The organism is Paenibacillus qinlingensis (assembly GCF_031455095.1).
Lineage (GTDB): Bacteria > Bacillota > Bacilli > Paenibacillales > NBRC-103111 > Paenibacillus_E > Paenibacillus_E qinlingensis_A.
Map to the genome: position 1 here is coordinate 18392 of NZ_JAVDSB010000013.1, position 13489 is coordinate 31880.

General features: G+C 46.1%; 8 protein-coding genes. 3 read left to right on the forward strand and 5 right to left on the reverse strand.

From position 1 onward, the window contains the following. The 5 genes from J2736_RS25215 to J2736_RS25235 all read right to left on the reverse strand — a co-directional run bounded on the left by J2736_RS25215 (position 1) and on the right by J2736_RS25235 (position 6490). Positions 1 to 1713: a type 2 periplasmic-binding domain-containing protein gene (locus tag J2736_RS25215; RefSeq protein WP_310501353.1), complete on the reverse strand. Its 1713-nt coding sequence runs from the start codon at positions 1711 to 1713 to the stop codon at positions 1 to 3. Between the two features lie 73 nt (positions 1714 to 1786). After that, positions 1787 to 2656, reverse strand: a complete 870-nt coding sequence (locus tag J2736_RS25220; RefSeq protein ID WP_310501354.1) for a carbohydrate ABC transporter permease — start codon at positions 2654 to 2656, stop codon at positions 1787 to 1789. A gap of 11 nt (positions 2657 to 2667) precedes the next feature. Next, on the reverse strand, positions 2668 to 3597 hold the full coding sequence (locus tag J2736_RS25225) for an ABC transporter permease (RefSeq protein ID WP_310501355.1): 930 nt from the start codon (positions 3595 to 3597) through the stop codon (positions 2668 to 2670). 12 nt (positions 3598 to 3609) lie between these two features. Then, on the reverse strand, positions 3610 to 5553 hold the full coding sequence (locus J2736_RS25230; protein WP_310501356.1) for an alpha-glucuronidase: 1944 nt from the start codon (positions 5551 to 5553) through the stop codon (positions 3610 to 3612). 139 nt (positions 5554 to 5692) lie between these two features. Further along, complete coding sequence (locus J2736_RS25235; protein WP_310501357.1) at positions 5693 to 6490, reverse strand: AraC family transcriptional regulator; 798 nt, start codon at positions 6488 to 6490, stop codon at positions 5693 to 5695. Between the two features lie 219 nt (positions 6491 to 6709). On the opposite strand from J2736_RS25235, the gene J2736_RS25240 reads away from it, so the two are divergent. The 3 genes from J2736_RS25240 to J2736_RS25250 are packed head-to-tail and all read left to right on the forward strand — an operon-like array spanning position 6710 to position 13401. Further along, a complete protein-coding gene (locus J2736_RS25240) occupies positions 6710 to 7564 on the forward strand; it encodes a hypothetical protein (RefSeq protein ID WP_310501358.1) in 855 nt (284 codons plus the stop codon). A gap of 28 nt (positions 7565 to 7592) precedes the next feature. Continuing rightward, positions 7593 to 10493 carry a sugar-binding protein gene (locus J2736_RS25245; RefSeq protein ID WP_310501359.1) on the forward strand — a complete coding sequence of 967 codons (2901 nt, stop codon included), beginning with the start codon at positions 7593 to 7595 and terminating at the stop codon, positions 10491 to 10493. A gap of 25 nt (positions 10494 to 10518) precedes the next feature. Beyond that, entirely contained in the window at positions 10519 to 13401 is a 2883-nt protein-coding gene (locus J2736_RS25250; protein ID WP_310501360.1) for a golvesin C-terminal-like domain-containing protein, read from the forward strand. Positions 13402 to 13489: the final 88 nt, after the last annotated feature.

Below are 13489 nucleotides of genomic sequence, written 5' to 3' on the forward strand. Positions count from 1 at the left end.
CTATTTCAGCTTTGTTTCTTTTCCGAAAGCTTTCTCCCATGCAGCTGTCCGCTCGTCGATAATCGCTTGACCGCCTGAATTTAGGTAATCCTTCATGCCTGCGTCATAGACAGCGTCGAATTTATCCACAGGTGCTACAACAGCTTTGTTCAAGAGTGTATCACGTTTCTCTTTCAGTGCTTGACCTTGGCCGTCTTCTGCCTTGATCGCACCCACATTGGCATTTTTACCTACTCGTCCGTCATGCGTTGTAATTTGATTCGCTGCCTCGATATATTTGGCGTCAATACCCGCATATCCGTTAGCAATGGACTTGACTGTCTTAGCAGGATCGCCAAGGTCAAGACCATTGCTTGTAATTGTGTAGTCGATGTTTGCTGGAGAGTTCATAATTTTCTCGCCAGTTACTGCAAGTGTCTTCACGGAACCGTCAGGCAACGTTTGGCGAGTCACGCCTTCTTCTCCAAATTGCAGGAATACGCGATTATCAAGTTTAGAAATCCAATTCAAGTAGAGTAAAGAAGCAATAGGTTCTTTGTTAGTAGCTGGGAAGAAGATTTTACGGTCAACAGGACCTGATAAAAATTTCTTATAAACACCAGCATCATTGGCAAAAGGTTCAACAGCTATATAGGCTGCATCTGGGCTAACAAGCTTCTGAAGACCTGACTGAATGCTGTCGGCGCCGTTACGATAAGGGTAATCCCAGTTGTGCATAAATGCACCCACATAGCCCGCTTTCATGAGATTATCTTCGGTTTTATCTCCGGCAGGATACAGTGCGAAATCTTTCCAAACCAGACCTTGGTTGTACCACTTGTTCACCGTTTTTATGCCTTCTTTGTAATTCGGATAGAGGAAACGTCGATCGTCAAAGTCGTGTGTGTACACGTCCTTGTCCGTTATATTATTGGGCACGTAGGCCGCAGTCAAATGATCTGTACGCCAGCCGACGTCAAAGCTCGTTGAAAAAGGAATCATTTTAGCGGCATCTTTTCCTAAAAGCGTGGAAGCATTGTCTTTAAATGCTTGGAGCATGCTTTCAAATTCTGTTAACGTTTTTGGCGCTTGAAGATTGAGCTTTTTTAACCAATCCTCGCGCACAAAGGTATTCGTGCGGTTCAGGGTGTTCAAACGAGATTCGATGGCCCACAAGGTTCCTTTGCTAGGATCTTTGTCCCAATATATATTGGCTTCGGTTAAATACTTCCACATGTCTGGCAGAAGGTCTTTGTTATCTTTGAGAAGGGGGCCAAGGTCAAGGACACCACCCATATTCGCGTATGTTTGGATCGTTGGATAAGAATAGGTGAGACTGATGTCCGGCGCCTGATTCCCAGCCAAAAGATTGTTAATGGCTTCACCCTCTGTCCAACGTGGAACAGGGACAAAAGTAACGTCTACGTTGTGGTCACGAAGCATGCCGTCTTTGATATATTTTGTATAGACGTTGTTTTCTGGCTTGGTTCCCCCTGGATTACCACGGTCATAAATCTCTACTTTGATTTTACGCGTATCCTTGAATTTGAGAGAAGCATCGAGACCTAGCTTTTCTAGTGCAGCGTTGCTGTTAGGAGTAGTAGATGCAGACGTTGAAGCTGATGGAGCCGCTGAAGTTGATGAAGTTGGTTCGTCGCTGGTGGTACATCCTGAAAGTACGCCAGCAAAAATGGTACTAACCGCTAGAACGGACAATGCTTTGGGAAATTTCATTTTTGTTCCTCCTCATTCGTATTTGGATTTCTTTATAAAAATTGACGTAGCCAATTCCTATCCTGCGTTAAAATTAACCTTTTACCGCTCCGATCGTGACGCCGGAGATAAAGTATCTCTGCAGCCACGGATAAATAAGCAGTATCGGTACGGTTGCAAACATAACGGTTGCTGATTTAATCGTTTCAGACAGGCCTGGGCTTGAAAAGCCTTCCTGCGTAGCCACCTCAATACTGCTGACACTATTTAGGATGTTGTAAAGCAGCAATTGTATGGGGAAGTAGGTGCGATTAGACATAAACATCAGGGCATCCGAGAACCCGTTCCAGCGGCCTACGGCATAGAATAGAGCCAGTGTTGCTAGCACAGGAGTAGATAGCGGTAAATAGATGCTGATGAGTACCCTAAGAGGTCCTGCACCATCGATCTCGGCAGATTCCCTAAGGCTCTCTGGAATCCCGAAGAAGAAGCTGCGCATGATGATGACATTAAATACACTAATACAGTTGGGCAGAATCAGTACCAACGGATTATTGAGCAAGTGCAGCTCTTTTAAAAGTAAATAGAACGGGATTGTACCTGCACTAAAGTACATGGTAAAGATAACGAGTGCTACGATAATCTTTTTCCCTTTCAGATTGTCATAGGTGAGCGGATATGCACACAGTATCGTCATGAACATCGACCAGAGCGTGGACACCACGGTTAGAATGGCTGTAAACAACAACGCCCATGTGTATTTGGAATCGCCAAGTACCGTTACGTAAGCATCAAAATTCAGTCCTACAGGCAGAAGTAAAACTTCATTTTTCACCAAGGAATTCGCCGAACTCAAGGATCGTGCCAAGATATTTAACAACGGCAGGAGACAGACTAAAATACACAAGAAGCAAATACAAGCAATTATCCAGTCCCCGACTCTAGTACCTTTTGATTTAATCATGTTACTGCCTCCTACCAGATGCCACGGTCGCCAAATTTTTTGGCCAGAGCGTTGGCTGCAAACAAAAAGATGACGCACACGACAGATTGGAATAGACCAACGGCAGTGGTGAGAGAAAATTGCAAGCCACGAATACCGTTGTTATAGACAAAGATGGATATAACGTTAGAAACTTCAGTGACAAGCTTATTGCTAAGTGCGTAAGGTCTGTCAAAATCACTGCCTAAAATGCGTCCAAGGTTTAGAATCAGCATAACAATGATCGTAGGGCGAAGTCCTGGCAGCGTAATGTGCCAAATATTGCGTAACCGGCTTGCGCCATCCACCGATGAGGCCTCGTACAGTTCGGGATTGATCCCAGTAATAGCTGCCAAATAGATGATGGTATTCCAACCGCAGCTTTGCCATATGCCCAACAAAATGTAGGTAACGACCCAATAACCGGGTTCATTCAGAAACGGAATGGATGAAAAGCCAATCTTATTAAGCAGGATGTTGACAAGCCCTGTAGTCGGCGCTAAAAGCTGAAGTGCCATACCGGAAATGATAATCCATGATAAAAAGTGCGGCATGTACACGATGGTTTGGGTGAACCGCTTAAAACGTTTAAAAGCGAGTTCATTTAAGAGAATGGCGAGAATAATTGGTGCAGGGAAGCCAAACAGCAAGTCTAGAAAGTTAAGACCGATGGTGTTTCGAAGTGAATAAAGAAAGTCACGATTAGAAAAGGCTTTAATAAAATATTCAAACCCATTGTTGCCTGCCCACGCCATCTCTGACGGGCTTTTTACGATGCTATAATTTTTGAATGCGATTTGAATGTAACCCATGGGGATGTAACGGAACACGATAAAGAAAGCCATCGGAAGTATCAACATCGCATAAAGTATCCAATAACGTTTCATATACTTGAACGATTGACTTTTACTTGTAATTACCATATCTACACCGCCTTACCTATAAATTTGTCTTCCCTTTTCATCGTCAATGCCTGATTTTCGATAGAAATACGTATTCACTTGATCTCGCCACTCACGAGCATTGCGAAGTTGACGTTTAAGCCGCTCTTTCACCGAGTAAAAGGCTTCCTGTGGAACGCGGTTCTCCAGCGTCTCCCAGGATTGTAATAAGGCTTCCGCTTGCTGAGCACCCTCAAAGTGACTGTCATATATATATTGAAGTAATGTTCGTCCGTCCTTCATTTGGTAGTCGTACCGAACGCGATGGAAAAATAGTAATAGTTCCTCCGGACACGTTGCTATATGGTCATACATGTTTTGCAGGGACTCTGGATACTGCGTTGTAAATCCCGTTCCTTTGGACGTACGATCGACGCCAATGGCCTCAAAGTCTGCTCTGTGATACGTTCCCCAATGTGAAAACTCATAGCCATCTACATTAGGCCCGTAGTGATTACTTGGATTTACCATAAAACCAATGCCAAGAGGGGCTGTGTAGTTCTCGTAAATGTCTCGTGATTGCAGCAGCATAGCCTCGATCGTTTGGCTTCCATGCTCATCGGTTTCAAACGTAATCCGAATCCATTCACGAATCAGCTCTTTCGCAGTAAGATCAGGATTCCACGCTATTCTCCCAAAAGCGTACAGATTGCACTGTGCAAGGGTGTTCCCTGTCCAGTTCATGTTATTACCTGTGTTTGTAACCGCTGTCACAGCTGTGATTTCATGACCAAACAAGCCTCTCAGTTGCTTCCCTTTGTTAACTTCCGTTGTCAAAATTTCTTCCCACTGAACAGCTAGGCTGAACAGATCGATTTGCTGGCCTGTGTACTCCTGTGCAATTTGAAACTCAATAGCCTCGTGAGTGTTGGTAAGACTTGAAAAAAGAGGAGATACGGGCTCTCTTGTTTGAAAATCGACAGGGCCATTTTTGATTTGAAGAATGACGTTCTGATCAAAAGCGCCATCCAGTGGCTGAAAGTGCTTGTATGCCGCCATGGGGCGATCGGTTTGCGCATCTCGCCAGTCCTGCTGGCAGTTATACACAAAGCAGCGCCAAAAGACTAATCCACCAAATGGCGCAACCGCTGCGGCGATCGTATTGGCACCGTCTGCTTGCGTTCGTCCGAAAGCCTCCGGGCCGCCCCTAAATTCGGAGTCCGCTTTTACCACATAACCTAAAAAGTCAGGGATTTTATCGTACACAACCGCAGATTGCGCCCTCCAAAATTCCTTTACTCCCGCATCCAGCGGATCAGAGGTTGTAAGCCCGCCAACGATCATCGGTGCGTCAAAATGTACGGATACCATTAACCGAATACCAAAAGGTCGGAACAGGGCAGCTAGATCAGCCAAGTCAGAAAGCAGCGGTTCAGCAATTAGACCAGCGCTTACTTTGTTCACGTTCACATTGTTAATGCAAATTCCGTTTATTCCGATAGAAGCCATGAGCCGGGCATAGTCCGTAATTCGTTCTGCATCGTAGTCAAATTGATTATGAGCGAAAAAGAAAGACTGACCGGCATATCCGCGTTCAATGTGGCCATCCATGTTGTCCCAATGATTAATAATGCGATAGTCCACTTGGGGAGCGGAGCGTTCATGAATCTGGTCAATGCTTTCTCCAGTGGCAAGACGGTTAAGGAAGCGATACACACCATATAAGAGACCCCTCTTACTGCCGCCTGCGATTTCAAATCCACTAGCCAGTGGGGTGAGCGAATACGCCTCATGCGCGCCATCGTCAATTTTTAATTGCAGCGTGTACGCAGCACTTTCTTTAATTTCCCCCCATAGGCGATTGAGACCTAGGCGACATTCTTGATGGATAAAATCTAAATCGAAGTCTGCTCGGATTCGCAAAGCTTTAGGTGTTAGACTGGATTTCGGCTGCAACCAAGCCTTGTATTCGGAATATTTTCGTTGTGTGTGATCCATGAAGCACCTCTATTAGTTAATTAAAGCGTTTTCTTAATTAAGAATTTAGCATTGAATGAATCCTTTCAACAATAGTCTGACTATAGTTAACTAGGCCTAATTAAAGATATTATTTGCAAAAAAAATAGACTAGCAAATGCTAGTCTGGTTGATGTCTGAGACATTGTGATGGCGAATAGCCTTTGATTAACTTAAATTGCTTCCGAAAGTGGGACAGATCGCTATATCCGCAACGCTCGGCAGCTTCGGTTACGTTGCATTCGCCATTTTGCAGCATGTCCTCTGCATGATTAATTCTTGTTTGTGTCAAATATTGATTGACCAGCATGCCCGTTTCATTTTTAAATAGTGCCCCAAAGTATACCGTATTGAGTCCTGCCAGATTAGCTAGCTCTTTGACAGTCACATTGCTTGCGTAGTTTTCGGATATATAATTGATTGCCTTTTTCACCCGATAGTCGGATCTTGTGGGGTCTTTTTTAAAGAGAATCAACTCATACAATCGGTGCATAATGACGAGCAACTGGCCTCTGGTTTTTGTTCGATAGCCGGTTTCTTTACGCACCCAGGCATTGGATAGCTCGCGAAAGAGTCCGACGAGGTCACTCTTAATCCCAATGTGCGTCAGTAAAGGAAGAGGCAGGTCGGCCTGTTGTCCGTTCATGTCATAGATGTTGAAGTTAGCGGAGTACACGTTCATAAGGTCATCGACAATGCAGTGGGCCATACGAATACTCCCACGTGGAATGCAAAGGAGATCACCGCGTTTCACCTCGTATTGTATGCCATTAATCGTATAGATGCCCCTTCCTTCTATGACATAAGTGATGTCACAAAATGAGATTTCATTTTTGGCAATTTCCCAGGTTGGTGTGCACTTTCTATATATTAAGTAACCGATATCAGGTACTAAGAAGTCGTTGATTTCTACGGACAATGTGATCGCCCTCCCAAAAGCCATGTCTTTAATTTATACCCTATAACTATAGTTCAACCACTGTCAATTAAAAATGTAGGTGAAACGTAAGATACTAGCTTAAAAAGGTGACAATTTCGATAGTCATGTCATGTAACCCTATAGCAGGAGCAGATTGGAGACTGTTAGGATGAGATAGTATTGTAATCGTTTTCATCAAAAAGGGGGTGACATTTGTAGATGAAAAAAGTGAGGAACAGCATGTTGGCATTCGGCTTAGGGTGTTTCATTCTTATTCTGGCAAGCACATTGTCAGGGTTTATGATGCGCAGTGAGCGTCCATATTCGGATGCTGCTCAAGTTGCCTCCGTGAATGGTGAAGCCGTTGAAGCAAGAGAATTTTCCGCCTTGCTTGGTGCTGAGCGCTCCAAGACTTATGCGTATTTTCAAGATAAGTATGGAGCGGAAGACAGTAAGGAATTTTGGAATCATTCGTACAATGGCGAAATTCCCATGGAAAAAATAACACAGACTGTGCTAAAGCAACTGGTAAAACGGAAGATTCAGCAAGCGTTAGGTGTACAATACGGGCTGCTGAAAGATACGAGCTATTCCACTTTTCTGGAAGAGCTGCGGATCGAAAATGAGCGCAGAAAGAAGGAAGTAGAGGGCGGTAGACCCGTGTATGGCCCAAAGCAAATCACAGAGAAAGTATTTCATGAGATGCGACAGACTCAATTACTTGAGGACTTAAAAAAGAAAAAAGCGAGTGAAACAGCGATTAGCGATCAAGACATTTCAGCCTTCTATGAGGAACACCGGAATGATTTCAGGCGGACAGAAGTGAACAGAGCGAATATTTTCCCAAACACGCAACCGTCATCGGATACTAAATCATCCCCATCTAAGCCCTCTAGCACGAACGAGGGTGACGCGATCATTCCGCTCACTGAAGTGAAAGATCGCATAGCTGCCCATTTAAGTGATCTTATGTTTGAACAATTCGTAAAGGATCAAGCCGATCAGGCACAGTTAGTTGTGAATGATTCCATGCTGAAGTCCGTGGCAGATAAGGTGCTGCGGGGAGAGTCTTGAAATTTATCTTAAAAGATGAGGTGCGTAAATGAGGAAAAGAATAACCATGCTTCTTATTGTTACGCTTCTATTCAGCATTTGTCCTTTCGTTATCCCTAAAGCAGATGCGGCGATAGTCAATGTGTTGTCAGAAGACTTCGAGAGTACAACAGTCGGGCAAGTACCGGCAGGGTGGACGGCGACGACAGGTGCAAATCTCGTTTCTGTTGCACAAGATACGGCTGGCAATGGCTATTTGTCGACGACAGAAACGAATAATTCCGTGGCGAATACGGCGACGTATACGTTTGCAGCGCCAATTACGACGGATTTCTCAGTCGATATGCAGGTCATGACGAAGCAGACGGGCTCGAGCTTCGAGGGTTACTTCCTTTTACTTAAGGATGCCGTTGGCGATAAAGTGTTGGAGCTGCTGTTCAATGGAAGCACGATTGCGCGCAGGTATGGTAGTAATTTAAAATCGACCGTACTGTCAGGCATCGTAGCTAATGAATGGTATAACATTCATGTTGACGTGAATATGACAACGAAACAATACAGCGTGTCCATCGACGGCTTGCCTATGTCGTCCGCAACGAATGTTGCGCTGTATAAAGCAGCGAGTGAAGTGACGGATTATACGTTCTCCTCCTATCGCTATCAATCAGGCACGATTCAGTTGGATAATATTACGGTGAGCAAATTTGTGGCAGATCCACCTAACCAGGCGCCTACCGCAACTGGCGTGACGGTGAACGGCACACCGCTTAGCGGCCAAGTGTTAACGGGCAGTTATACGTATGGGGATGCAGAATCGAATCCGCAAGGCACATCTACGTTCAAATGGTATCGGGGGACGAACGCAGACGGCACGGGTAAATCTGTGATCAGTGGCGCTACCTCGCTTTCCTATACGGCTGGGGCAGCTGATGTGAACCGCTATCTGTTCTTTGAAGTAACGCCTGTTGCAACAGCAGGCACGCTCACGGGTACACCTGTGCTGAGCCCATCTGTCTATGTGCGTTATCCAGGCAATGTCCTTACCTTTGATGCTACAGGACGTATCACGGATGCGCTCAATCAGCTTAATCTCGTGTACAGCCAGAGCGGTGTTACCTTAAGCAGTGGAAGTGTTTCAGGAATTGCCGGCAATTTCACTTATTATTCTGGTGCGCAAGATTTCAAATCGTTCGGCATTGATGTGACGTATAACAAATGGACAATGAATTTTACGCCACTAGATGATTTATCCGTCTATGAAGCGAGCTACGACAGCCAGACAGGAACAATCGTCGAAGGTAATAAAGTGACGCTGGTACGCAAGCTTCATCCTGAGCTCATGTCCGACGTTCAAAATGTGAAAGCCACGTATGTCGCTGCATCACCGATTACGGCTGGCACCAAGTTCCTTCGTGTAAAAATGCCGACAGCCGCATTTAACAGTGGAACGGCGACAGATTTCAAGGTCGATCAAGTGGCTTTTGAAGGTTCACTTTCAACGTTCGCTCGCATTGACGGCTATGTGGAAGATACGATGGTCGATTTCTCGAAGTATGTGAGCGGCGTTGATACGAGCAATTTACAAGTGGTTCCGTTGACAACGTCTACGCTGATTCGCACGTTCAATACGACGTCTTATGTAAAACGAATTAGCCCAACAGTAGCTACAACAGCTATGACTTTTGCAGCGCCATCCGGCAAAGATTTCAAATCTGCCTATCTCGAGGGCTACTATTTCGCCAATCTACCGAGTACGCCTGCCTTTGAGCTCTGGACTTCGACGAACGGCACAGATTTCACGCTGTATAACTTGTCTGGCATTTATAAGCATCCTGCCTTCGGGTCCTCAGCCAATAATAGTATTCCCGACACCTTGCATGCCAATTATTTGCCCAATGGAGTGAAGTATGTCAGGGTCAGGTTGGCCGGCAATATTGCGAACGGTTTCCCTTACATGACGAAGCTTGCCTTCGGCTATGGTGCAGAAATTCCTGTGGTCCCAGCGGATTACGATGTAACGATCAAAAAGACAGCTTCCGAAATCACGCTGGATGGTGTCGTGTCGGCTGATGCAAACGGCAATCCGAGCGGCGAATGGGCGGGCAGCGAGTTGATACGCATCCAAGGATTGACGGATAACAACGGCGATCAACATCGGGCAGATGTTTTTCTGAAATATGATGATAAAAAGCTTTACCTCGGAGCGAAAATCAAAGATCCGACCCCGATGAACAATACCCGAACTGGAACAGGCATTTGGAACGGTGATGCGCTGGAACTCTTCCTTGGTGATGAGGATATGGATTTCACACAACATCCGGAAGCAGTTGGAACGATGCTGCCAAGCGATCGTCAACTTGTTCTAGGCAGCGGTATTGAGAATGGTTACCAGTGGTATATGAATACGCAAGGAGCTAATTCGAAACCGCTCGTTTTCATGGAAATCGTGAGAGATGCCGATGGCAGAGGATATACCATGGAAGCAGCCATACCGCTTTATGCGCTTGGCATCACGAATCCCTGGGAAGGGAAAGCGCTTCTTCTGAACGCGGCGCTCAGTGATGGCAGCTATGCGAGTCGTGGACAATGGGGTTGGACGACCAATGGCGAATCAGCCAAGCGGGCAAGAGGACAATTCGGAACAGTTACATTTGAACAGGCTGCTGCACCAACAGCAGAAATGAGTTTATCCGCCAGCTATAACAATAGCTCGAACCTCCTTACAGTTACGGGGCAAACGACCCAAGTGAATTCGCGCTTAATGACATTGACGGTCAAAAATGCGGCAGGCGGCACGGTGTACTTTGAACAAACGCTAAGCAATGCCTCCGGAAACTTCACGTTTAGTCACAACCTAAGCGCACTTGAAGCTTCCCCTGGCACCTACACGGTAAAGGTTGGCGGAGACGGCGTACGCATTCCGCGAGTGACGACGGTTGTTATTAACTAATCGGCAGTTCATAAGGAGGGAAACCATGAAGCTTAAAGGGATCGTAGGGCGGATATTTTCGATTATGCTTTCAGCTGCCGTGCTGATGACAGCATGGGTGGCAGTCGCACCAGGGGAACATGCTTATGCTGACAATACGGCGTATTACGTCGATGCTGTGAATGGAAACGACAGTAATAACGGCACAAGTACGACAACGGCTTGGAGAACGTTAACTAAAGTTAACGCGAAGACCAACTATTTGCCTGGTGATCAAATCTTGTTCAAATCGGGCACGTCGTACACAGGCTCGCTAAAGCTTAGAAACTCGGGTGCTTCGGGAAATCCCATTATTGTGGGTAAATACGGCGGGGAAGTCAAACCCATCATCAATGGCAATGCCGCCTATGCTGCGATTGAATTGGAGAATATTCAGTATTTTACGTTGCAGGATCTGGAGTTAACGAACTTTAAAGCGGCTGATCCCGACGATTACTTGACCGGCTTCTATCGCCGGAACGGGATATGGATTAAAGCTTTTCATAACGGTCCAATGCGGGGCATCACGATCCGCAACATGGATATCCATGATGTGACGGGCATGAATTTGACCGGCGAGACGACAACGACGACGACAGATGGCAAGGATAAAGGGGTGAACAAAAATTCCAACGCCGGTATTCAAATCGATGGTTGGGAGTGGGAACCTACTCAGCCGAAGGCTTATTACGATGGGCTAACGATTGAGAATAACTACATTCATGATCTGGTAACGATCGGGATTAACATGGCGGGGCACTCCAGTGATACGACGTATTTTAATAGGAATATCACGGTGCGAAACAATACGATTATGAATAACGGTGCGGATGGCATTATTATCGCGGTAACCAACAATCCACTTATCGAGCATAATGTCACCTTGGATGTAGGTGCCTATGCACCTGGTATTAAATGGATTGCTGGCATCTGGGTATGGCGAACGAATCAAGCGCTCGTGCAGTTTAATGAAGTGGGAAGAGTGAATGCGGAGATTAAAAATGATTCCGATTCAACGGCTTTCGACACGGACATTCAAGCGCAGGGTGATCATATTTTCCAATATAATTATAGCCATGAGAATGAAGGCGGATTCTTCATGGATATGAACCAGTTGAAAAATGGGCGGAACATCCTTCGATATAACATCAGCCAGAATGATAAGCGAAATGGCTGGCATAGCTTCACGATCAACAGTGCGGACCCTACTATTTTCTACAATAATGTGTTCTATAACAGCCTTGGAATTGGCTTCCAAATGAAAAACAGTGCCAACGCCACGTTTATCAACAATATTTTCTATGTCACAGGGTCCACGGAGACGTATGCGGCATTGCCAAGGTTTATTAATAATGCGTTCTATGGTCAGCCTGCGCCTGCTCAAGGTCTAAGCAATCTCGTTGGAAACCCTGGTTTCGTGAATCCAGGGACAGGTGCAGACGGCATGACTACGGTGGATGGGTATAAATTGAATGCCAGTTCCCCGCTCATCGGTGCCGGAAGAGTGGTCGCAGATCACGGAGTTCGCGATTTCTGGAACAATCCGATTTACACAGGGTTACCAGATATTGGGGCTTTCGAACATCCAACAAGTACAATCACAGATGTGGTGGCGCCGAGCGCTCCAACAGTAGTAACCGTTACTGGCAAAAGCGATACGACGGTATCCTTGTCCTGGACATCCGTTGAAAGTGGTGTTCCATTGGATGCCGACATTTATAATGCAGCAAACAATCAGGTACTGACTTCGGTCATCGCTGCTAATACGGCTACAGTGACAGGTTTGACACCGGGAACGGCCTACAGTTTCTATATCAAGGCGAAAGATAGAAACTGGAATGCTTCTGCAGCTAGCGCTACCGTATCCGCAACAACGAAGGTGGCCGTAACGGTTGATAATGCGCAAGCTGTTCGGACAGGAAGCTGGACGGCGGCTACGGGTGGTAATGCTTATAATAACGATTACCATCGTATCGCAGCAGGTTCAGGATCGAGTACGGTCAAATGGACACCGACGATCCCGACTACGGGATATTATACAGTGTACTACTTCCTGCCGGACGGAACGACTTCGCGGGCTGGTAATGCAAACTATACGGTCAGCGGAGCCGGCGGCTCCAAAGCGTACTCGGTCGATCAACGCGTAAAAGGCGGCGCTTGGGTTCCCCTCGGTATTCATCGCTTCAGCGCAGGCACAACAGGTTATGTGCAATTGAATGATACGGGCAACGGCGAAGTGGCAGCGGATGCCCTAAAATTCGTCTATGAGAGCACGTTTGGCTTAGATGATATCGTGAGTGTCCAGTTAACGACGAAAAAGCTGCAACTGCGTTTAGCGGAAACTACCACGTACACAGTCACAGGAATGGATAACCTGGGGCAATCGTTGGATCTCGTCGCAGATGGTGCTGCGCTTACCTACACCGTGGATAATCCGTCGATTGCCGGTTTAAGCAGTGGAATAATCACCGGTAATGCGAGCGGTGCAACGCAATTCCACGCGAACTTTACGTTTGGCGGCAATACGCTAGTGAGTAATGCAGCTGAAGTTATTGTTGGACCGAGATTGACGGTAGATGTGCCAACATTTACGAATACAGCGGGTCAGACGATAACATCGATCTCAGCGAACAGTGCCATTACGGCTTCGTCTAGAGTGATCAATTCCTCGGAGAAGCAGATCAGCGCGACATTAATTCTCGCCTTATATTCACCAACGGGACTCGTGTCTTACACGATTCAAGAAGCCGTTGTGAATAAATACGATAACAAAACATTTACTACAACGTTATCTACACCTGCTTCTGTGAGTGGTCACTACCTGAAAGCTTACATGTGGGATAACACGAACGATACGGCGGCTTTGGCAGAAGAAGCAACGCTTCAGTAAGTGAAATAGTCAATTGCGAAGAGCCTTGAGCAATCAGGGCTTTTTGCACATCTCGATAGGAGCAGAGAACTGCAAAAATACATCCTTT

Coding starts and splice junctions, on each gene's coding strand:
- J2736_RS25220 (WP_310501354.1), bottom strand. CDS start 2,656: ATGATTAAATCAAAAGGTACTAGAGTCGGGGACTGGATAATTGCTTGT.
- J2736_RS25225 (WP_310501355.1), bottom strand. CDS start 3,597: ATGGTAATTACAAGTAAAAGTCAATCGTTCAAGTATATGAAACGTTAT.
- J2736_RS25215 (WP_310501353.1), bottom strand. CDS start 1,713: ATGAAATTTCCCAAAGCATTGTCCGTTCTAGCGGTTAGTACCATTTTT.
- J2736_RS25250 (WP_310501360.1), top strand. CDS start 10,519: ATGAAGCTTAAAGGGATCGTAGGGCGGATATTTTCGATTATGCTTTCA.
- J2736_RS25230 (WP_310501356.1), bottom strand. CDS start 5,553: ATGGATCACACACAACGAAAATATTCCGAATACAAGGCTTGGTTGCAG.
- J2736_RS25245 (WP_310501359.1), top strand. CDS start 7,593: ATGAGGAAAAGAATAACCATGCTTCTTATTGTTACGCTTCTATTCAGC.
- J2736_RS25240 (WP_310501358.1), top strand. CDS start 6,710: ATGAAAAAAGTGAGGAACAGCATGTTGGCATTCGGCTTAGGGTGTTTC.